16 protein-coding genes and 2 pseudogenes are annotated in these 20,703 nt (G+C 60.5%); 9 read left to right on the forward strand and 9 right to left on the reverse strand.

Annotation, left to right across the window (positions count from 1 at the left end; genetic code table 11):
* Window positions 1-20 precede the first annotated feature (20 nt).
* The gene (locus E5E96_RS17535) at window positions 21-1,544 is read left to right on the forward strand and encodes a fumarate hydratase (RefSeq protein WP_171282713.1); all 1,524 of its coding nucleotides are present in this window, start codon (window positions 21-23) and stop codon (window positions 1,542-1,544) included.
* Between the two features lie 440 nt (window positions 1,545-1,984).
* Here the strand turns inward: E5E96_RS17535 and E5E96_RS17540 are convergent, their stop codons facing one another.
* Entirely contained in the window at window positions 1,985-2,473 is a 489-nt protein-coding gene (locus tag E5E96_RS17540) for a cell division inhibitor (protein ID WP_016350573.1), read from the reverse strand.
* A gap of 233 nt (window positions 2,474-2,706) precedes the next feature.
* Between E5E96_RS17540 and E5E96_RS17545 the strand changes: the two genes are divergently transcribed.
* A complete protein-coding gene (locus E5E96_RS17545; protein WP_171282714.1) occupies window positions 2,707-2,904 on the forward strand; it encodes a DUF4250 domain-containing protein in 198 nt (65 codons plus the stop codon).
* A gap of 385 nt (window positions 2,905-3,289) precedes the next feature.
* Entirely contained in the window at window positions 3,290-5,764 is a 2,475-nt protein-coding gene (locus E5E96_RS17550; RefSeq protein WP_011706264.1) for a glycogen/starch/alpha-glucan phosphorylase, read from the forward strand.
* A 246-nt stretch (window positions 5,765-6,010) separates the two neighbouring features.
* Here the strand turns inward: E5E96_RS17550 and E5E96_RS17555 are convergent, their stop codons facing one another.
* Both E5E96_RS17555 and trxC read right to left on the reverse strand, forming a co-directional pair.
* The gene (locus E5E96_RS17555; protein WP_106552683.1) at window positions 6,011-7,399 is read right to left on the reverse strand and encodes a DASS family sodium-coupled anion symporter; all 1,389 of its coding nucleotides are present in this window, start codon (window positions 7,397-7,399) and stop codon (window positions 6,011-6,013) included.
* A gap of 165 nt (window positions 7,400-7,564) precedes the next feature.
* Complete coding sequence (trxC, locus tag E5E96_RS17560) at window positions 7,565-7,993, reverse strand: thioredoxin TrxC (RefSeq protein WP_171282715.1); 429 nt, start codon at window positions 7,991-7,993, stop codon at window positions 7,565-7,567.
* Window positions 7,994-8,147: 154 nt separating this feature from the next.
* Between trxC and E5E96_RS17565 the strand changes: the two genes are divergently transcribed.
* The 4 genes and pseudogenes from E5E96_RS17565 (at window position 8,148) to E5E96_RS17580 (ending at window position 15,326) form a co-directional block, all read left to right on the forward strand.
* Entirely contained in the window at window positions 8,148-10,949 is a 2,802-nt protein-coding gene (locus E5E96_RS17565) for a response regulator (RefSeq protein WP_171282716.1), read from the forward strand.
* A gap of 141 nt (window positions 10,950-11,090) precedes the next feature.
* A pseudogene (locus tag E5E96_RS17570) lies at window positions 11,091-12,826 on the forward strand (ABC transporter transmembrane domain-containing protein).
* A 109-nt stretch (window positions 12,827-12,935) separates the two neighbouring features.
* Window positions 12,936-14,687, forward strand: a complete 1,752-nt coding sequence (locus E5E96_RS17575) for an ABC transporter transmembrane domain-containing protein (protein WP_171282717.1) — start codon at window positions 12,936-12,938, stop codon at window positions 14,685-14,687.
* Window positions 14,688-14,852: 165 nt separating this feature from the next.
* Window positions 14,853-15,326: a DUF4442 domain-containing protein gene (locus tag E5E96_RS17580; protein WP_005300417.1), complete on the forward strand. Its 474-nt coding sequence runs from the start codon at window positions 14,853-14,855 to the stop codon at window positions 15,324-15,326.
* A gap of 39 nt (window positions 15,327-15,365) precedes the next feature.
* On the opposite strand, the pseudogene E5E96_RS22615 reads toward E5E96_RS17580, so the two are convergent.
* The 5 genes and pseudogenes from E5E96_RS22615 to E5E96_RS17600 all read right to left on the reverse strand — a co-directional run.
* Window positions 15,366-15,440: pseudogene (locus E5E96_RS22615) on the reverse strand (ribosome-associated protein); the annotation flags it as partial.
* Between the two features lie 36 nt (window positions 15,441-15,476).
* Window positions 15,477-15,710 (reverse strand): ribosome-associated protein YbcJ, encoded by a 234-nt coding sequence (ybcJ, locus tag E5E96_RS17585; protein WP_010674882.1) that lies wholly within the window; start codon window positions 15,708-15,710, stop codon window positions 15,477-15,479.
* 189 nt (window positions 15,711-15,899) lie between these two features.
* Entirely contained in the window at window positions 15,900-16,304 is a 405-nt protein-coding gene (locus tag E5E96_RS17590; protein WP_039215240.1) for a MaoC family dehydratase, read from the reverse strand.
* Window positions 16,301-18,085 (reverse strand): class I poly(R)-hydroxyalkanoic acid synthase, encoded by a 1,785-nt coding sequence (locus E5E96_RS17595; protein WP_171282718.1) that lies wholly within the window; start codon window positions 18,083-18,085, stop codon window positions 16,301-16,303. Before E5E96_RS17595 ends, E5E96_RS17590 begins: the two co-directional genes overlap by 4 nt.
* Window positions 18,086-18,178: 93 nt before the next feature.
* A complete protein-coding gene (locus E5E96_RS17600; RefSeq protein ID WP_011706254.1) occupies window positions 18,179-18,529 on the reverse strand; it encodes a phasin family protein in 351 nt (116 codons plus the stop codon).
* A gap of 316 nt (window positions 18,530-18,845) precedes the next feature.
* Here E5E96_RS17600 and E5E96_RS17605 point away from each other — a divergent pair, with 316 nt between their 5' ends.
* Window positions 18,846-19,418: a phaC PHA synthase gene (locus tag E5E96_RS17605; RefSeq protein WP_171282719.1), complete on the forward strand. Its 573-nt coding sequence runs from the start codon at window positions 18,846-18,848 to the stop codon at window positions 19,416-19,418.
* A 78-nt stretch (window positions 19,419-19,496) separates the two neighbouring features.
* Window positions 19,497-20,252 carry a DUF429 domain-containing protein gene (locus E5E96_RS17610; protein ID WP_073350107.1) on the forward strand — a complete coding sequence of 252 codons (756 nt, stop codon included), beginning with the start codon at window positions 19,497-19,499 and terminating at the stop codon, window positions 20,250-20,252.
* Between the two features lie 47 nt (window positions 20,253-20,299).
* On the opposite strand, the gene E5E96_RS17615 is transcribed toward E5E96_RS17610, so the two are convergent.
* Window positions 20,300-20,656, reverse strand: a complete 357-nt coding sequence (locus E5E96_RS17615; RefSeq protein WP_171281270.1) for a hypothetical protein — start codon at window positions 20,654-20,656, stop codon at window positions 20,300-20,302.
* Window positions 20,657-20,703: the final 47 nt, after the last annotated feature.

Here is a 20,703-nt window from a genome sequence, read left to right on the forward strand (position 1 = left end):
CAAGGACCAGTGAGGATGATATGAGCATCATTAAAAAACAGGATTTTATCGATTCCATTGCCGACGCCCTGCAGTACATCTCCTACTACCACCCCCTCGATTTCGTGCAGGCCGCCAAGGCTGCCTATGACCGCGAGATCAACCCGGCCGCCAAGGACGCACTGGCCCAGATCCTGATCAACTCTCGCATGTCCGCCGAAGGGCATCGCCCCCTGTGCCAGGATACCGGCATCGTCACCTGCTTCGTCAAGATCGGCATGCAGGTGCAGTGGGACAGCGACATGACGGTGCAGGAGATGGTGGACGAGGGCACCCGCCGTGCCTACACCAATCCGGACAACCCGTTGCGCGCCTCCGTGCTGGCCGACCCTGCCGGCAGCCGCAAGAACACCAAGGACAATGCCCCGGCCGTGGTGCACATCGACATGATCCCGGGTGACAAGGTAGGGGTGAGCATCGCGGCCAAGGGCGGCGGCTCCGAGAACAAGTCCAAGATGGTGATGCTCAACCCCTCCGACGACGTGGTGGAGTGGGTGCTCAAAACCGTGCCGACCATGGGGGCCGGCTGGTGTCCACCTGGCATGCTGGGGATCGGTATCGGTGGTACCGCCGAGAAGGCGGCCGTACTGGCCAAAGAGGCCTTGATGGAGCACATCGACATCCAGGAGCTGATCGCCCGTGGTCCGGAGACCACCGAAGAGAAGCTGCGGGTCGAGCTCTACGACAAGGTCAACAAGCTGGGGATCGGTGCCCAGGGGCTCGGCGGTCTCACTACCGTGCTGGATGTGAAGGTGAAATCTGCGCCGACCCACGCCGCCTCCAAGCCGGTGGTGATGATCCCCAACTGCGCGGCGACCCGTCACGTGCACTTCGAACTGGATGGCTCCGGCCCGGCCGAGCTGACTCCGCCGAAGCTGGAAGATTGGCCGGAGATCACCCGCTCGGCTGGCGGCAACGTACGCCGTGTCAATGTCGACGGCATCACCAAGGCAGAGCTTGCCAGCTGGAAGAGCGGGGATACCGTGCTGCTCTCCGGCAAGATCCTGACTGGTCGCGATGCCGCTCACAAACGCATTGCCGACATGCTGAAAAAAGGCGAGGGGCTGCCGGAAGGGGTCGACTTCACCAACCGCTTCATCTATTACGTTGGCCCGGTCGATGCCGTGCGTGATGAAGTGGTCGGCCCGGCCGGCCCGACCACCTCCACCCGGATGGACAAGTTCACCGACATGATGCTGGGAGAAACCGGCCTCATCGGCATGATCGGCAAATCCGAGCGAGGCCCCAAGACGGTCGAGAGCATCAAGCAGCACCAGGCTGTCTATCTGATGGCCGTCGGCGGCGCCGCCTATCTGGTGGCCAAGGCCATCAAGAAGGCGCGGGTAGTGGCCTTTGCCGACCTGGGTATGGAAGCCATCTATGAGTTCGAGGTGGAAGACATGCCGGTGACCGTGGCGGTTGATTCCCAGGGCAACAATATCCATGAGACAGGCCCGGCTTACTGGTCTGCCAAGATTGCCGAGCTCGATGGCAAACTGGCGTGAGCGAAAGCTGTTTGATGGCTGCTCACTCACGGTCTGGAGACTTGTCTCGAGGCTCAACGTGAGCGGACATGGCGCGTGACTGTTATCAATACCACCGTTATACCGCTGCAGCCAGCCATAGCAGACAGAACGAAGGCGACCTCAGGGTCGCCTTCTCTTTTGGCCTGCGTGCAGTCGCATGAGTGCCAACTGCCAACTGCCAACTGCCAACTGCCAACTGCCAACTGCCAACTGTGCTCGGTGCTCGGTGCGAGGGGCTCTGCGCCTTGTTTTCAATGCCGGCTTCCACTTCCGTCTGTCGGCAGGCACTTGCCGCTGTTGTCTGATGGCTGCAGGGCTCTTGTCACTCAGTGATTGCTGGGCTGTTCAGCGCTCACCGAAAAACCCGTTCAACTCAGCAGCCAATCCTGCAAGGCGTCTCCTCGCACTCTTGGCACCTGTCAGTGGTTGAGATAGACATCCTGCCCGCCATAGACCAGTGAACCACTGTGGACAGGAGAGGATGCGGCCGGCTCGAAGAAGCGGGTCAGAACCCCGCAGCGTTGTCCCAACTTGCTCAACTTGGCGCGATCCAGCATGACCTGCTCCGGCAGCCAGGTGAGCACGGCGGCGCAGCGGCCGTTGCCCAGACTCTGTTCCAGCGTACGCTGCCAGTTTTTGATCTTGGGGCTATGCACCACCAATACTCTGGCGGGATTTATCCCCTGTGCCTGCAGCTGCTTGGCTACCGGCAGACCGGGGGGGGCAATCAACAGGATCCAGCCTGTATCGCCATGACTCAGTCTCACCAGCTCATCAAGCAGCGGGGCTTCATGGGCAATCGTTGCGCTATAACGCTCATCGTCCATGTTGCCTTGATGCCGGGTGGGCCAGGGATTGCTCATACCGGCTGAGGTGGTGATGGGGTGCTGACTCATGGGCTGGCTCATATGTTTGTCCTGTATGAATAACCATGCTGTATTTGTATACAGTAGTCGCTGTTGGTGCCAGTGACAAGCCATTTGTGCTCTAAAATGTGATCGAATTGGCAGTGGTTGATTCTATGGTGTTGATTGTAAAGATTATTTATTTGATGTTGGCGGTGGGTGTTTTTTAGCCTATGGACAAAGCAGGAGGGGACGCCCATGGTTATACAGTATGTCTTGCACAGAGGAGAGATGAGATGGACGTCAGCACCTTGCAACGACTGGATGCCAATATCCTGCTCGGGATCATCAATGAAAAGCTGCGGCTGGAGTGTGACGGGCTGGAAGAGTTGTTGGCCTACTACGACATGACTGAAGATCAGCTAGCTACCCGCTTATTGCAGATAGGCTATCACTATGACTCCATGAGCAACCAGTTCAAAGCCCATGGTTGACCCGCAGAAATCAACCGAACAGCCTTGGTCTTTGCTTTTCATGAACAGCGCACATTGAAATCGTTTTCAATGTGCGCTGAATTTTCAGTTATTTTCAAGGATTTTCAGCACTTGGCAATCATTGAAAACCTATTCACGTATTTATATTTTCATGAAGAGATTAACTGTATGATTTTTAATGAAATTAAAGATTCATAATGGCAGGTTTCAGGAAAGGGTTTTCAAGCTTGAACTGTCATTTTTATGCGTTAAAGTGTGACTTACGTTAACTTTTAAACCAGCGGCTTTAGCTAGTATGCCCACGCCGGAACATATTCTGAGATAACAACAGCGCCGGTCCCTGATGGGATAACAATTTATTATTCTGTAACGAAGGAAATGGTTTATGGCTACCAAGAAGAAGACAGACCAGGATCTCCAACTGGATAAAGATCAGCTCAAGGCGAGTATCGTGCGTCACCTGCGTTCTACCTTGGGTACAAGCGAACAGAAAGCCTCGCCAGAAGCGTGGTGGAAAGCGACCGCAGCCGCCGTCAACGAACAGGTGTACGAGCGCCTGACCCGCACTCAGCAGACTCACTTCAAGAAAGATACTCGTGCGATTCACTATCTCTCTGCTGAATTCCTGATGGGGCGTCTGACCTCCAACAACCTGCACAACCTCTCCCTGTACAAAGTTTGCGAAGAGGCGCTGGGTGAACTCGGTCTGGAACTGACCGATCTGTGTGAACAAGAGCCCGACATGGCGCTCGGCAACGGCGGTCTGGGCCGTCTGGCCGCCTGCTTCATCGATTCCCTGGCGACCCTGAACTACCCGGCGGTCGGGTATGGTATCCACTACGAGCACGGCCTGTTCCGTCAAGAAATTCAGGATGGCCGCCAGATTGAGCGCCCCGACTCCTGGCGTGAATATGGCAACCCCTGGGAGATCTGCCGCCCGGAATCCGTGCAGGAGATCCCGCTCTATGGCTATGTCGAGACCGTCTTTGGCGACAACGGTGGCCTCAAGAAGGTGTGGCACGCCGGCCGCAAGATCAAAGGGGTGCCTTGGGATATCCCGGTGGTCGGTTTTGGCGGTCATACCGTCAACATCCTGCGCCTGTGGGAATCCCGTGCCTCCGAGTTCTTTGACTGGGACGTGTTCAACGCCGGTGGCTATATCGATTCCCAGGCGGAGAAAGCCCAGGCCGAGACCATCTCCAAGGTGCTCTATCCGAACGATGAGACCGATGCGGGCAAAGAGCTGCGCCTGATCCAGCAGTACTTCTTCTGTGCCTGCTCCATCAAGGACATCATGCGTCGCTACAAGCGGGTGCATGGCGCCGACTTCAGCAACTTTGCCGCCCAGATTGCCATCCAGCTCAACGATACCCACCCCACCGTGGCCATCCCGGAACTGATGCGGGTGCTGGTGGATGAAGAGGGGCTGACCTGGGACGCAGCCTGGGCCATCAGCTATCAGGTCTTCTCCTACACCAACCACACCCTGCTGCCGGAAGCGCTGGAGAAGTGGTCGGTCAGTCTGTTCGAGAAGGTGCTGCCCCGTCATCTTGAGGTGATTTACGAGATCAACGCCCGCTTCCTGAGCGAGCTGGTTGAACCCAAGTGGCCGGGTAACGATGCCATCAAGGCCAAGCTCTCCATCATCGAAGAGGGTGATGTGCGCAAGGTGCGCATGGGCAACCTGTGTGTCATCGGCTCTTCCAAGGTGAACGGTGTGGCCGAGATCCACTCCAAGCTGGTGAAGGAAGATCTCTTCCCCGAGTATGCCGAGCTGTGGCCCCAGAAGATGTGCAACGTCACCAACGGGGTGACCCCGCGTCGCTGGCTGCTGGCTTGCAACCCGGAACTGGCCGAGCTTTACAACGAGGTGGTGGGCAAAGAGTGGCCGCTGCAGCTCGATAAGCTGCGCAGCGTGGTCAAGTTTGCCGACGACAAGGCATTCCAGCAGCAGTTCATGACCATCAAGCGCCACAACAAGGAGAAGCTGGTCAAGGTGATCAAGGCCGAAACCGGCATCGAGGTGAGCTCGGAGGCGATCTTCGACGTGCAGATCAAGCGTCTGCACGAGTACAAGCGTCAACAGCTGAACCTCATCCATATCATGGCGCTCTACCGTCGCCTGCTGGCCAACCCGGACTATGACATGCACCCGCGGGTGTTCATCTTCGGCTCCAAGGCGGCGCCTGGTTACAAGCTGGCCAAAGACATCATCTACGCCATCAACAAGCTGGCGGAGCGGGTCAACAACGATGCGCGCATTCAGGGCAAGCTGAAAGTGGTGTTCATGCCGAACTACCGCGTGAGCCTGGCCGAGAAGCTGATCCCGGCGGCTGATGTCTCCGAGCAGATCTCCACAGCCGGCTATGAGGCCTCCGGTACCGGCAACATGAAGATGGCGCTCAACGGTGCCATCACCATTGGCACGCTGGACGGCGCCAACATCGAGATCGCCGAAGAGGCGGGAGCCGAGAACTGCGCCATCTTCGGTCTGAACGTGGACGAAGTGAAGGCATTGAAGGGCCGCGGCTACAACCCGTACGATTTCTACTATGCCAACTCCGAGCTCAAAGCGGTGCTGGACTGGTTCGATACCGACTACTTCACGCCGGGTCGTCCGGGCGAGCTCTCCTCCATCAAGCGCTCCTTGCTGGAAGGAGGGGATCCCTACCTGACCCTGGCCGATTTCGCCTCCTACTCGGAAGCCCACAAGCTGATCGATACCTGGTATCGGGATCCGGCTCTGTGGGCGAAGAAGGCCATCATCAACTCGGCCACCATGGGCAAGTTCAACTCCGATCGCTCCATCCAGGACTATGTGGATCGCATCTGGCAACTGAAACCCTGCAGCATCGGCTGATCAGACGGTAAACCAGTAAACCCCCGCCATGCGGGGGTTTTTTATTTTGAGTGGGCGGTGTTGGTGATGGGGGATTGAGAAAAAGAGAGTACAAGAGGGAAGCGTCAAACCAGAACCTTCACCATACGGCTCTTTTGGCTGAGAACAGTGGCTGTTCACAGGTGGTGAACGGGTGAGTGTTTGGCCGAGACTGCATGCAGAAGAGGCAATAAAAAGGCCCCGTCAGGGGCCTTGGTTCTCGGCATATCAGTGCAGTATGTCACCCATGAAGTAGGCGAGCAGGGTCAGAATGACGGTGAAGACCAGGTTCAGCACCAGGCCGGCCCGCATCATCTCACGCTGCTTGATATGACCGCTGGCGAACACGATGGCGTTGGGCGGGGTGGCCACCGGCAGCATGAAGGCGCAGGAGGCACCAACGGCGATCAGCACGGAGACGACGATGGGGGAAACGCCCAGCGCCTGGGCTACCCCGGCAAACAGCGGCACCAGCAGGGCGGCGGTGGCGGTGTTGGAGACCAGCTCGGTCAGGAACACCACGAACGCGGCCAGACAGAGCAGGATGATGAAGATCGGCATGGTGGCCAGACCGTTGGAGAGGTGCTCCGCCAGGAAGGCGTTGGCCCCGGTCTGTTTGAGGATGGCGCTTAAGGTGAGGCCACCACCAAACAGCATCAGCACACCCCAGTCGGTGTTCTGGTTGATGTCATCCCAGCTGGCCACCCGGCTGATGGCAATGGCCACGATGGCGCCCATGGCGATCAGGGTATCGAACTGGGGAATGCCTCCCATTGCCTTTGCGATGGGCTGGGAGCCGATCCACAGCAGTACTGTGGTCAGGAAGATGAGCAAGGTGATCTTGCGTTGACCGGTCCACTGGATGGTGACCTGCTCGGTGCTGACCTGATGGGAGAGGTTGGGACGGGTCACCATATAAAGCAGGCCGATACCCACCGGCATGAAGATGAGTACCACCGGGATGCCGAACTTCATCCAGTCGGTGAAACCCAGCCCCATCTGGGCGGCGGCGATGGCGTTGGGCGGGCTGCCGACCAGGGTGCCGATGCCACCGATGCTGGCGCTGTAGGCGACCCCCAGCAGGACGAAGACCAGGGTACGGCGCTCCTTGTGGGCATCAAGACCTTTCAGCATGCCGAGGGCCAGCGGCATCATCATGGCGGCGGTGGCGGTGTTGCTGATCCACATGGAAAGCGCGGCCGTGATGGTGAAGAGCACGATGGCGGCCCAGCCGAGGTGGCCTCTGGCAAGCTGCATCACCTTGGCGGCAATCTGGGTATCCAGCCCCTGTTTGGAGAGTGCAGCGGCCAGTGCAAAGCCGCCGAAGAACAGAAACAGCACCGGGTTGGCAAAATCCGTCAGTGACTTGCTCATGTCAAAGACCCCGAGCAGGGTGGCAAGTACCGGGATGGAGAGAGCCGTGATGGTGATGTTGACTGCTTCAGTCAGCCACAGGATGGCGATGAAGACCAGGATCCCCAGCCCCTTGTTGACGTTGGGGTCAAAGGGGAGCCAGGCCAGCATGGCACAGAGCAGCAAGACATCCAGGATGACGATCCCGGATTTGATGTCCAGCCAGCGTGATGGGGTAGTGGAGGGTACTGCAGATGTGTGCATATTGTTCTCTCGGTTAATTTATGGTTGTTGTTGTGTTGCCGAGATTACATTCATCCCCCCGTTTGAAACAGGGGGAACTGGTCAAAGCATGCCGGGACTCACAGAGTCAAGGCAAATGAAAACATTAAATAAACACAAACTAAACATATTGGTATCATTTGTGGCCTAGATGAAGCTGTGCAACCACTCCTTGAACAGACTGGGAGGAAGGGATCCACTGCGCTGTGCCACCATCTTGCCCTGCTTGAAGACCATCAGGGTGGGAATGCTGCGAATGGCGTAACGGGCCGCAATGGCGGCTTGTTGCTCGGTATCGACCTTGACGAAGCGGAGTCTTGGTTCAAGTTCACTGGCAACTTGTTGAAAAACAGGTGAAAATTGAAGGCATGGCCCGCACCAGCTGGCCCAGAAGTCGACCACGACCGGGATGTCAGACTGGATCAGGGTATCGAACTGCTGCTCCAGGCCGTTGACCGGGGTGGTGGCGAACAGCCCGTTCTTGCAGCGGCCGCATTTCGCGTTTGAATCCACTTTTTCTTCAGGCAGGCGGTTCCTGGTGAAGCAATGGCTACAATAGGTAGTGATAAATGACATAATTGATTCCTGTATGCATAAGCCCTGCAACATCTTATTGCACTGACAGGGCAGAGTAACGGTAACATAGTAGTCAGTTATCTTTCACAGCCAGTTATCCTGTGTCGACATTATGTCGGTGGATGCGTGGCCATGACATGAGAATCGAGACGGGATGAATAATGTGACACGGGTCAATCGTGTTGTGCTTAGCCTGATCATCGTATCGCTGCTGGCGTTTTCCGGCTATTGCTGGCAGCTGCTCAGCCAGCAGCAGAAGGCCTCCGAGCTCAGCGTTGCCGCAGAGTTGATCCTCAACCGGGTCAATACCGACACCGTCTATCTGCTTGGCCGCGAGAAGGCCAACGACGGCAACGTACAGCAACGTCTCAACCAGTTGTCGAGCAACCTCGACAGCTTCGTACGCCAGGTGCGCAACGATCCCGACTCTGCCGACAATCCCCACTCCCAATCCCTGTTGCATGACATCGACAGCTATTTGCTCGACTTGGCCAAGCTTTATTCCATGGAGATGGCGATCGAGTACATAGAGCAGCCTTTTCAAAAGCAGCTCAACGGCTTGCTGTCCACCTTGCCGGCAGACTCTCCGCTTGCCATCGACCTGACCGAGCTGGCCCAGCTCAGTCACTACCTCAAACGCAGCTGGGACAAGGGCGAGCAGTTGCGGCTGCAGGCCCTGCAACGCCGCCTCAAGACGGCCTATCCCGCCAATCCCGAAGTGGCGGGGCTGGCCCAGCTGAGCGAGGATGTCAGCCATCAGGTGGTGGAGTACCATGTGCTGCGCAACCAGGTGATCGACATGCACGAACTGGAGGGGCTGTCACTCTGGAAGCAGAGCAAGATGGAGCAGGCCTCCTCCCTCAAGAGTCGCTTCTATCTGATGGTATTGGGGGGAGCCATGCTCTGTTTCGGGCTGGTGGCGGTGACCCTGTGGCGGCGCAACCAGAAGCTGAGCGAGTTGTCGCGCCAGACCGGCTTGCTGGCCCAGGCCAAGAGCGACTTTCTGGCCAACATGAGCCACGAGATCCGCACCCCCATGAACGCCATCATCGGGTTCAGCTCGCTGGCACTTCAGACCGAGCTGGATCAGCAGCAGCGGGATTATCTCAGCAAGATCAAATCTTCGTCGGACACCCTGCTGCTGCTCATCAACGACATTCTGGATCTGACCAAGGTGGAGTCCGGCAAGCTGACCCTGGAGGAGATCGACTTCGATCTGAGCGAGCAGATCGACTCGCTGGCCGGCATGTTTGCCGACCTGGCCGAGCGCAAGCAGGTCGAGGTCATCATCAACAAGTCGCCGGCCGTGCCGGATTTTCTGCGCGGCGATCCGCTGCGCCTCGGCCAGGTGCTGGTCAATCTGGTCAACAACGCCATCAAGTTTACCGAGCGGGGCGAGGTGGAGGTAGCCATCACCCTGGTCAACCAGCACCCCATGCTGGTGCGTTTCAGCGTGCGTGACACCGGCATCGGCATCGCCGAGGAGAAACAGGCCCAGTTGTTCCAGCCCTTCACCCAGCTGGAGGCAGGCAATACTCGCAAATACGGCGGCTCCGGACTGGGGCTGAACATCTCCCAGCGTCTGGTCGAACTGATGGGGGGCCGGATCACGGTACAGAGCAAGCCGGGGACGGGCTCTGTCTTCCAGTTCGAGATCCCCATGACCAAGGCGGTGTACGGCGTCTCCGGGCGGCGGGTCTTCTTCGAGCATCAGCCGCTGGTGCTGGTGATGGATGACAACGAGCTGGTGCTGGATCTGGCCAAGGATATCCTGGGTCGGGCCGGTGCCAGGGTGATGGCGGTCAACAGCCTCTCCCGGGCCCGCCAGGTGCTGCGGGAAGAGGGACAGAATATCCGGCTGGCCATTCTGGACTGGCGTATGGGGCAGGAAGACGGGCTGGATCTGGCGCTCGAGATGTATCAGCACAGCCAGTGGCGCCGTCTGCCGATCCTGATGACCAGTGCCTGGGCCAAGGAGGGGCTGCATGGGCGGATGGAGAGCATGGGATTGACCCACTTCCTGCCCAAGCCGATGACCGAAAATGCCCTGCTGGCCAAGGTGGACGAGCTGCTCAACGGCAGCTCCCACGATCAGCAGTTCCGCCAGGCCGAGGCGCAGGGGGATCAGCAGCATTTTCGCGAGCTGCTACAAGGCATCCGGGTACTGCTGGCCGAGGACAACCGGGTCAATCAGCAGCTCATCATCGAATACCTGCGCCGGGTCGATGCCCTGGTGACCGTGGTGGGTAACGGCCGGGAGGCGGTCGAGCGGGTGGCCGAGCAGCCCTTCGACGTGATCCTGATGGACTTGCAGATGCCGGTGCTGGACGGGCTGGATGCCACCCGCCAGATCCGCAAGATGGTCGACAAGCACGATGTCCCCATCATCGCCCTGACCGCCAGCGCCATGCCGGGAGACAGGGAGCGTTGCCTCGGGGTCGGCATGAACGGCTATGTCACCAAGCCGGTCAGCAAGCTCGATCTCTACAACAACCTGCTGCAGTGGGTGAAGAGCGCCAGCGGCGAGCGGCGGGTGCCGCTCGAGGTGAAACCGCCCGACCTGATGGGAGTGCTGGATCTGGAGGATGCTCTCAGGCGGCTGGAGCAGGACAAGGAGGCGCTGCAGATCCTGTTCAAGCTGTTCATGTCGGAGCACAAGGACGACCTGTGGGAGATCCGCTCCGCCCTGCGTCGTCAGCAGCCCGATATCGCCTGCCGGTTGCTGCATACCCTCAAGGGGGTTTCCGCCAATATTTCTGCCTCCCGTCTGCAGATCATGGCCGGTGAGCTGGAGTGGCGGTTGCGCCAGCAGGAGGAGCTGACCGAGCAGGATCTGGAGCAGTTGCAACAGGTGTTCAGTCTGACCCGGGAGGAGGTGTCCCACTTCCTGCTTACCGGGGAGCAGCATGAAACACCGTACGCAGGCTTCGGACAGCGTGATGATCGCTTGTTGTAACAGGTGAAATAGCAATAATTCTCAAGCCGCTAGCTTCAGGCTATCATGACCCCTTCGTATCGCCCCCAGCCGGGGGCGATTGCATTGAGCTTCCCCGTGATGGGCGCCGGCCCTGGGCCGGTCGCGACAAAGGATATCTACGTGAGCGTATTTGCAAGGCTGGGCTGGTTCTTCAAGGAGCAGTGGCGGCGTTACCTGATCGCCATTTCCCTGTTGATGATGGTGGCCCTGTTGACCGTGATCCCCCCAAGGTGGTGGGCTGGGTGGTGGATGGCATCGCCAAAGGGTCCCTTGATAGTGCAACCCTGACGGGCTATCTGGCCGGGCTGTTTGGCCTTGGTCTGCTCATCTATCTGCTGCGCTACGTGTGGCGAGTCATGCTGTTTGGCGCCTCCTACCGGCTCGCCTATGTGCTGCGCAACCGGCTGTTCAGCCACTTCACCCGCATGAGCCCGGACTTTTATCAGCGCCACCGTACCGGCGATCTGATGGCCCATGCCACCAATGACATCCAGGCGGTGGAGATGACCGCCGGGGAAGGGGTGCTGACCCTGGTGGATTCTATCATCGTCGGGGTGCTGGTGCTCTCCATCATGTGCAGCCAGTACTCCTGGCAACTGACCCTGCTCTCCCTGTTGCCGTTGCCGGTGATGGCGTTCTTCATGAACCGCTTCGGCACCCAGATCTACAAGGAGTTCAAGGCGGCGCAGGGTGCCTTCTCCCGGCTCAACAACAAGACCCAGGAGGCGCTCTCCGGCGTGCGGGTGCTCAAGTCCTATGCGGTGGAATCGCTTGAAGATCGCGGCTTTGCCGAGCTGACCCGAGAGGCGGGCGCCTGCAACATGGCGGTGGCCCGCATCGATGCCAAGTTCGATCCCGTGATCTACCTCTGCATCGGCTGCTCCTACTTTCTGGCGGTGGCCGGCGGCAGCGCCCTGGTGCTGCGTGATGAGCTGACCCTGGGGGAGCTCACCAGCTTCACCATGTACCTCGGCCAGCTGATCTGGCCCATGTTTGCCATCGCCTGGTTGTTCAACATCATCGAGCGCGGCAGCGCCGCCTATTCGCGGATCGAAAGCTTGCTCGGCGAGCGCAGCGACATCGAAGAGCCGGCCCAGCCGGTGGCGCTGGCCTCGGCCTTTCCACTGCGCGCCGTGGCGCTCAGCTACCAGCTCGAGCAGCGCACTCTGCTGCGCAATGTGGATTTCACCCTGCAAGCCGGCGGCATGCTCGGAGTCGTCGGGCGTACCGGCGCGGGCAAGAGTTCCCTGCTCAAGCTGTTGATGCGACTGGCCAACCCCACCGCAGGGGAGATCCGCATGGGGGAGGTGCCCATCTCGCAACTGGCACTGGGTGAGCTGCGCGGTCAGTTTGCCTATGTGCCGCAGGAGCCGTTTCTCTTCTCCACCACCATTGCCGCCAACATCGCCCTCGGCCGCCCCGATGCAAGCCGGGAGGAGATTGAGCGGGTGGCGCGCATCGCCTGCGTGCACGACGACATCAGCCGTTTCCCCAAAGGCTATGAGACCGAAGTGGGAGAGAAGGGGGTCACCCTCTCCGGCGGTCAGAAACAGCGGCTCGCCATTGCCCGAGCCCTGCTGCTGGAGGCGCCCATCCTGGTGCTCGACGATGCCCTCTCGGCGGTGGATGCCCACACCGAGCAGCAGATCCTGCACGCCCTCAAGGCCCACAAGCGCACCCTGCTCCTGGTCAGCCACCGGATGACGGCGGTGGAGCAGGCCGACGAGATCCTGGTGCTGGAAGAGGGCCATGTCAGTGAGCGGGGTCGCCATGGCGCCCTGATGGCCCATAACGGCTGGTACGCGGACATGGTGCGTTACCAGCGTCTCGAGCAAGACGTGGAGGAGAGCCTGTGAGTCCACTCATCAAGAGTGCCTTCACTCGGTGTGGCGCTGAGCCTGAGTGCTGGTATGCCGGCCTGGTGCCTCATCATCAGCGGCTGAAACAAGACGTGGAGGTGCGCCTGTGAACCCGACCATCAAACGACTGCTCGGGTACTGCGCCCGTTATCCGCGTTGGCTCATTCAGGCGGGGATCTGCCTGCTGCTGGCCACCGGCGCCGAAGTGGCCGGTCCCTTGCTCATCAAGCTGTTCATCGACGACTACCTGGCGCCGCGCCAGCTGGTGTGGCCCGCCATCGCGGCCATCGCCGCCGGCTATCTCGGCCTGCAGGTATTGTCTGCGGCCGGTTTTTACCTGCAGTCCCTGCGCTTTAACCGCATCGCCCAGGCGGTGGTGCAGCGGCTGCGCGAGCAGGTGTTTGCCACCGCCATCCGGCTGCCGGCCCGCTACTTTGACCAGCATCGCTCTGGCTCGCTCATCTCCCGCATCACCAACGACACCGAGGCGATCATGAACCTCTATGTGCAGGTGATCGGGCTGCTGGTGCAGAAGGTGGTGCTGCTGTGCGGCATCCTCATCTCCATGGCGCTGCTGGATCTGCGGCTGATGCTGGTGTGTGCCTGTCTGCTGCCGGCGGTGGGTGGCGTGATGTGGCTCTATCAGAAACTGAGCGTGCCCGTGGTGCGGGCGACCCGCAGCCTGCTCTCCGACATCAACAGCCGCCTCAACGAGTCGCTGCAGGGGATGCCGGTCATTCAGGCCATGGTGCAGGAGCGCCATTTCGCCAATGCCTTTGCCGAGGTGAACCAGCAGCACTGGGCGGCGCGCCTCAAGAGCCTCAAGATCAACGGCATCCTGCTGCGCCCGCTCATCGATCTCTTCTACATGATGGTGCTGATCGGCCTGTTGGCGCTGTTTGCCCGCGAGGGGCTAAGTGTGGATGGCGCCATCCAGGTGGGGGTGCTCTACGCCTTCATCAGCTATCTGGGGCGGATGATCGAGCCGCTCATCGAGATGACCAACCAGCTCAACCAGTTGCAGCAGGCCATGGTGGCCGGGGAGCGGGTTTTTGCCCTGCTCGATGAAGCGCGCGAGAGCACCGAGGGCGAGATGCACCCGCTCAAGGGGCAGGTGAGCTTCGAGCGGGTGAGCTTCTCCTACGATGGCGAGCAGCAGGTGCTGCGCGACGTGAGCTTTACCGCCAAACCGGGCCAGATGCTGGCGCTGGTGGGTCATACCGGCAGCGGCAAGTCCACCATCATCAGCCTGCTGATGGGCTTCTACCCGCTGGATCAGGGCCTTATCCGCTTCGATGATCATCCGATGGCGAGCCTGTCGCTCTCGGCGGTGCGCCGCAGCATCGGGCTGGTACAGCAGGATCCCTTCATCTTCGTTGGGACGTTGGCGGAAAACCTGCGCCTTGGTCGCGACGGCATCGACGAGGCGCGCCTATGGCAGGCGCTGACCGAGGTACAGCTGGCCGAGTTCGTGCTGAGCCTGCCGGAGGGTTTGAACACCCTGATGGAGGAGGGGGGCAAGAACCTCTCCGCCGGCCAGCGCCAGCTGCTCTCCTTTGCCCGCGCCCTGGTGGGCGATCCGCGCATCCTCATTCTGGACGAGGCGACCGCCAGCGTGGACTCCCAGACCGAGCTGGCGCTCTCTTCGGCGCTGGCGGCGGCACGGCGCGGCCGTACCACCATCGCCATCGCCCACCGCCTCTCGACCATCGTGGATGCGGACGAGATCCTGCTGCTCTCGCGCGGTCAGGTGAACGAGCGGGGTAGCCATGGCGAGCTGATGGCGCTGGGTGGCCATTATGCCCAGCTGTTCGAGATGCAGAGCCAGGGGGCCTGGCTTGAAGAGAAGCGGGCCTGATCAGCGCATCTGCTGTGAATCAGTAACATGGAATAAAGAGGGAACCCGTGCGGTTCCCTCTTTTTTTGGGTGGTGAAAAGGTGGCAAGCGTGATCCGCGTCCTTGTCGAACGCCAGCCATGCTGGCAACATGTTGTTTACATCAACTCATCGGATCAGTTCGCATATGGATTTGCAACGTTTGAAGGCCAACCTGGCGCTGCGGCTCTTTGCCTGGCGCTACATCCCCGTCATCGGATTTTGTGCCCCCGTCATCGAAGAGATGAGCGCCAAGGCGCTGCGCATCCGCATTCCGCTCGGTTGGCGCACCCGCAACCACCTGGGCAGCATGTATTTTGGCGCACTGGCGACCGGCGCCGACCTGGTTGGCGGTCTGCTGGTGATGGAGAAGGGGCGGCAGCGGCGCAAGAAGGTGCATTTCGCCTTCAAGGATGTGCAGGGAGAGTTTCTGAAACGGCCCGAGGGGGATGTGCAGTTTGACTGCGCGGCCGGGGAGGAGATCGACGCCATGATCGACGAGTCGCTGGCCAGCGGTCAGCGGATCAACCGCCCCATCCAGGTGGTGGCCACCTGTCCGTCGCTGAACGGAGATGAGGCGATGGCGCGCTTCGTGCTGACCCTGTCGATCAAGGCCAGCTGAATACCAAAGGGCGCGTCGGCGCCCTTATTCAATCAAGGCTCAGAGGATCTCGGGGCTGACGCCTTCTTTCACGACCACCTTCATGCCGTTGAAGTTGACTATCAGCTTGGCCACTGTGCTGGGTAGCGCTTGCGTGGCAGAGCGTCGGGCTCAGAGGATCTCGGGGCTGACACCTTCTTTCACCACGACCTTCATGCCGTTGAAGTTGACCACCTGCTCGGCCACGATCTTGCAGCGTTTGCGGGTCTCGACCTGACCGTCCACCTCTACCAGCCCTTCGGCGACCAGCGCCTTGGCCGCACCGCCACAATCGGCCCAACCCTGATGTTTGATAAGGTCGCACAAGGCAACGAAGGGGTGGCCTTCGAGCAGAAACGTCTCCATGGGAAATCCTCTAGTGGATGAATGGCTGAAACAGCAGGGCGGTTATTCTAGGCAGTTCGGGCCGCCAAAGAAAGGGCAAGGGTATCTGTCTGCGGGCAATTGTGGCTTGCAAGACCATTTTTGGGGCGCACACCATAGCAGTCAGCCCGGCAGTGGCCGGGCTGACTGAGATCATGGGGCAAACCCTTTTCAGCCGAACTTCACCACGGCTTCACCGCTGACGGCGATGGCGCCGGTTGCCGTCAAGATGCGGGTGGCCAGGGTGATGATGGGCTTGTCGCTGCGCAGGGCGATGATCTCCACCTCTGCCGTCACCTCATCTCCCACAAACACCGGTTGCTTGAAGGCGAGGCTCTGACCGAGGTAGACGGTGCCTTTGCCCGGCAGTTGCTGGCCCAGCAGCCCCGAGAAGAGGCTGGCCAGCAGCATGCCGTGCACGATGGGGCGCTCGAACGGCGTGGTGGCGGCGAAGGCGGGATCCAGGTGCAGCGGATTGAAATCCTCCGACAGTCCGGCAAACGCCTCGACCTCTGCCGCACCGAACCGCTTGATCAGGCTGGCCTTTTGGCCCACTTCGAAGGGAAGCGTGCTCATGCTGGCTCCTCCTCGGGGGTCTGGGCAAAGACCGGGTTGAGCCGTACCTTGACGTAGCTGCCGGGGGCTGCCTCCAGCCCTTCGCTCGGGATGCGGGCAGGGAGGGGGACGGGATCCTCTTCCCGGCTCTGGATGAAGGCTGCCATCTGCGGCCACCAGGAGCCTGGGGTGTGGCTTGCGCCGGCAAGCCACGCCTCGGGGCTGGCGGTCTCGGCGTCGTTCTGCCAGAAGCCGTACTTGTTGGCGTCCGGCGGATTGACGATGCCGGCGATGTGGCCAGATTCAGCCAGGATGAAGCGCTGCTCGCCACCGAACAGCTTCATGCCCTGCCAGGTCCCTTGCCAGAGGGCGATGTGATCGTCCATGGCCGAGACCAGCAGCACCGGGGTCTTCACCTTGCCGAGATCGATGCGGGTGTGGCGGATCTTGAGCTCCCCCTTCACCAGCTGGTTCTCCAGATAGAGCCGGCGCAGCAGGCTGCTGTGGGTCTTGCCCGCCACGTTGGTGCTGTCGCTGTTCCAGTGCAGCAGATCGAACGCCACCGGGCTCTGCCCCTTGAGGTAGCTGTCGATGTAGTAATTCCAGTAGAGGCTGTTCTCCCGCAGCAGGCTGAAGGAGACCGCCAGCTGGCGCCCGTCCATGATGCCCTTGGCCTCGTTCTGGGCTTCCAGCGCCGCAATGATGGGCTCGTGGATGAAGATGCCAAGCTCTCCCGGCTGGGAGAAGTCGAGCAGGGTGGTGAACAGGGTGGCGGATCGAACCCGTTGCTTCTGGCGTCTGGCAGCCAGCCAGCCCATGGCCAGGGAGAGGGCGGTACCGCCGATGCAGTAGCCGATGCCGTGCACTTCCCGCTCGCCGGTGGCCGCCTCCACGCCATCCAGCGCGGCGATGACCCCGTCCACCACGTAGTCGTCGAGATCGATGTCGGCCTGGGCCGGACCCGGGTTGCGCCAGGAGATCATGAACACCGTCTGGCCCTGGGCGACCAGCCAGGCCATCAGAGAGTTCTGGGGCCGCATGTCCAGGATGTAGTACTTGTTGATGAAGGGCGGCACGATCAGCACCGGCGTCCTGGCCACCGTTTCCGTGGTCGGGCTGTACTGAATGAGCTCATACAGCTCGGTGCGCTGCACCACCCGGCCCGGCGTCAGCGCCAGATCCCGGCCGAGCTCGAAGGTGGACTCGTCGGTCAGCCGGATGTTGAGCTGATCGGCGCTGCGCTCGAGATCTTCGGCCAGCAGCGCCAGCCCGCGCACCAGATTCTGACCGTCAGACTCCAGGGTCAGCTTGAGCAGCTCCGGGTTGGTGGCCAGAAAGTTGCTGGGGGCCATGGCGTTGATGTACTGACGGGTAAAGAAACGCAGCCGCTCCCGGCTCTTCTGGGGCACTCCCTCGAGGGCATCCACCGAAGCCAGCAGGTGCTTGGCGGTCAGCAGATAGGATTGTTTGAGGTAGTCATAGATGGGCTGCTCGCTCCAGGCGTCGGCCTTGAAGCGGCGATCGCTGCGCTCGGGAGCGATGAGCGGTTCGCTCTGCAGGCCTGCGCTTTTGAGCAGGGTGTGCTGCATCAGCTTGAGCTGATCCTGCCACCAGTTCATCTGGGCATTGATCAGTTGCCAGGGCTGCTGGCTACCCTGCTCCAGCACCTGGCCGAGATCGTCGAGATTGGTCTGCAGCAGGGCTTGGGCCGTGCGCTCGGTCTGCGCCTTGGCCATGTCCAGCAGCTTGTCGTTGTAGTGGGCCAGGGCCTCGAACAGCGGGCCGTAAGATGATTGGCTCATGTTCTCTCCTTCACCCATCCCCGGCGCAGGGCGAGCCTGTCGTGACGGAGCATGGGGAGATGTGGCTGCCCGCAGCGGGCAGCCAGGGGGATATCAGGCCTTGCCCGTGCTCTTTTTGATGCCGTCGGCAGCCAGGGCGTCGAGGTCGTCCTTGAACTGCTGGCCGAGGGTATTGAGCTTCTGGATGTCGTCCAGCATCTGGCGGGAGAGCTGGCTGGCGGTCTCCAGCTGGACGGTGCCGAGGGCCGCCAGGCTCTGGGCATCCTGCACCTTGCCGGCGGCCTGCAGCTGGTTCAGCCCCAGCTCGGCATAGGCGTTGGCGGACGCCAGTTGCAACCGGGTCAGCTGCTCGATGTTGCTGGCCAGCAGCTGGTTGTAACGGGTGAGGGGGGCGGCAAAGCCTTGCATCTGCTCGGTAAAGGTCTTGATTACGTCCATATTCATCGCGCGTCTCCGTGGTTGGCAGAAGGTATTGCAAAAGGGCCGATGGCCCGGGTTGGGTTACAATTGTGCGACTACATCCTTAAGTCGTTACGTATCATTTGCTCTGTTCAAACGTACGTTTAAGCATTGTGTTATCAAATGAGGCTTGATGTAAATAATATAAATGTTAATTTTGGGCTAAGCATTGATTCTGGTCTGTCCAGTTTGATTGGCCCGACTCAGACGAGGGGTGACGCAGCCACGTCCGTCGGGTCTCGTTCCCAGGCCGCGGGGCTGGTAGGCTGACGCCACTCCCTGAGTCTTGAGGAATGCATCGATGAAACCTGCTCGCCTGCTGCTTGTGCTTGCCCTGGGGGCTGCGACCTTTGGTGGCGGCGTTGCCCACGCCAGTACCCCTGTTCAGCTCTCCTTGCCCGGCGTCAATCTGCCCGCGTCCCATCAGGTCGAGGGGGCCAGAGCCTCTGTTCTCTATGGTCGCACCGGTCAGGTGAAGGGGATCGATCTGCCTGTCTTCGCCCTTTCCGACGTGGATCAATTCACCGGTCTGCAGCTTGGCATCTTTCTCGGCGCCAGCCGGGTACGCCACCAGTTTGGCGGGGTGGCGATCAACGCGGTCAACTGGCACGAGGGTCAGGACAAGGGCGTCAACCTTGGCTTCGTCAACCTGACCAACAATGTGCAGGGCCTCAACTGGGGGGCCGTCAACATCGCCAAGGGCAATGCCCTGGCCAACGTCGGCTTCGTCAACTATGCCGAGCGCACCACCTTCCAGCTGGGGTTCATCAACGCCACCAAGCACCTGGACGGTCTGCAGATTGGCCTCGCCAACTACGCCGAGAACGGGGTTTTCCCCATCTTGCCACTGATCAATTTCAAGAAATCCTTCTAAGTCGCGCCGCCAACCTTGCTTTAGGGGCTCCAGCCATTACCCTGTGCTGCATTGATAGCGTGCAGAGGTGACACTGGCATGACAATGGAACACATGGATGCCATCGGCATCGGCTGGGACGTAAGAGGCTGGCAGGGCAGTGCCCAGGCGGTGGCCGTGGTGGGGTGGCAGGCGCGTGAACAGCGGCTGCACTGGTTTGGGGTATCGCCCCTGTTTCGACTGAGCTCACGGGTTGCGCCAGATCTGGATGCCTTGCTGCGCCCGGCACTGCACGACGAGATCCACCTGCTGCAGGTGCTGGCCTGCCCGCAGTTGGCGCTCGGGATCGACGCGCCGCTGGCGTTTCCTCGCGCCTTGGGCGAGCTGCTGGCGGGGAGGGCGACCGAGTGCGCCGTGCCCCAGCGTGAGATAGACAACCCTTATGCCTATCGGGACTGCGAGCGCTGGCTGCACCGGCAATATGGCAAGAAGCCGCTCTCGGCCACCTTCGACAGGCTCGGCAACAACGCGACCCTGGCGCTCGCCATGCTGCCCCGACTGGCCGACTTGCAGCTGGTGCCCAAGCAGCAACCACAGGCCGATCGCGCCGTGCTGGAGGTCTATCCTGCCCTTGCCAAGGTGGGTGGCAAGGCATCGGCGGTGCGCGCCGAGCTGTTGCCGCATCTGCCGGCCGATGTGACGGCGGGGACCGATCGCTACGACGCCGCCATCTGCGCCCTGATGGCGCTGCAACACGCCGCCAAGGGGAGCGTCTCCCTGCTGCCGGCACTGGTGGCGCCACCTGCCGAGATGGCTTTGGACGAGGGCTGGGTCTACCACTTCGCTCGCCCCTGATAAACCGGATCGGGCCAACCAGCCCGATCTGTCCTTTGGCCGGCTGGTTATACCTTCACTTGCACCGACGCCGTGGCCTCCTTCCACAATTGCCTTGCTGCCTTGCTGCCTTGCTGCCTTGCTGCCTTGCTGCCTTGCTGCCTTGCTGCCTTGCTGCCTTGCTGCCTGAGGCTGCCGCAGGTATCTGCCGGTTTACTCGTCATCAGATGGCTCTGCGCATCAAAAGCCCATTTATTAATCTCATATGCCATCAAACAAGAGCTTTGTACCACCTTATCAAGCAATGCCGGCCATCGCCGTGCTTGCAAGCTGCGGCATGTCAGTAAAGAGGGGGCCGGTGATGGCGATGGCAAACCAGCGTCATTGAGGATTTTGCCGACCAAATAAGGGTTTGTGCTGATCAAGGGTGGAAGATCAATATCTTCATCCGATATATTGCGCCTTTCCCCTG

Origin of the sequence: Aeromonas sp. 1805 (assembly GCF_013085525.1) — a bacterium.
Classification (GTDB): Bacteria; Pseudomonadota; Gammaproteobacteria; order Enterobacterales; family Aeromonadaceae; genus Aeromonas; species Aeromonas hydrophila.

Excerpts from the sequence above, each read along its gene's own strand:
- E5E96_RS17540 (WP_016350573.1), bottom strand. The coding sequence starts at position 2,473 with ATGAGCCAGCCCATGAGTCAGCACCCCATCACCACCTCAGCCGGTATG.
- E5E96_RS17590 (WP_039215240.1), bottom strand. The coding sequence starts at position 16,304 with ATGAGCACGCTTCCCTTCGAAGTGGGCCAAAAGGCCAGCCTGATCAAG.
- E5E96_RS17595 (WP_171282718.1), bottom strand. The coding sequence starts at position 18,085 with ATGAGCCAATCATCTTACGGCCCGCTGTTCGAGGCCCTGGCCCACTAC.
- E5E96_RS17535 (WP_171282713.1), top strand. The coding sequence starts at position 21 with ATGAGCATCATTAAAAAACAGGATTTTATCGATTCCATTGCCGACGCC.
- E5E96_RS17545 (WP_171282714.1), top strand. The coding sequence starts at position 2,707 with ATGGACGTCAGCACCTTGCAACGACTGGATGCCAATATCCTGCTCGGG.
- E5E96_RS17580 (WP_005300417.1), top strand. The coding sequence starts at position 14,853 with ATGGATTTGCAACGTTTGAAGGCCAACCTGGCGCTGCGGCTCTTTGCC.
- E5E96_RS17565 (WP_171282716.1), top strand. The coding sequence starts at position 8,148 with ATGAATAATGTGACACGGGTCAATCGTGTTGTGCTTAGCCTGATCATC.
- E5E96_RS17605 (WP_171282719.1), top strand. The coding sequence starts at position 18,846 with ATGAAACCTGCTCGCCTGCTGCTTGTGCTTGCCCTGGGGGCTGCGACC.
- E5E96_RS17600 (WP_011706254.1), bottom strand. The coding sequence starts at position 18,529 with ATGAATATGGACGTAATCAAGACCTTTACCGAGCAGATGCAAGGCTTT.
- E5E96_RS17610 (WP_073350107.1), top strand. The coding sequence starts at position 19,497 with ATGACAATGGAACACATGGATGCCATCGGCATCGGCTGGGACGTAAGA.
- E5E96_RS17555 (WP_106552683.1), bottom strand. The coding sequence starts at position 7,399 with ATGCACACATCTGCAGTACCCTCCACTACCCCATCACGCTGGCTGGAC.
- trxC (WP_171282715.1), bottom strand. The coding sequence starts at position 7,993 with ATGTCATTTATCACTACCTATTGTAGCCATTGCTTCACCAGGAACCGC.
- ybcJ (WP_010674882.1), bottom strand. The coding sequence starts at position 15,710 with ATGGAGACGTTTCTGCTCGAAGGCCACCCCTTCGTTGCCTTGTGCGAC.
- E5E96_RS17550 (WP_011706264.1), top strand. The coding sequence starts at position 3,290 with ATGGCTACCAAGAAGAAGACAGACCAGGATCTCCAACTGGATAAAGAT.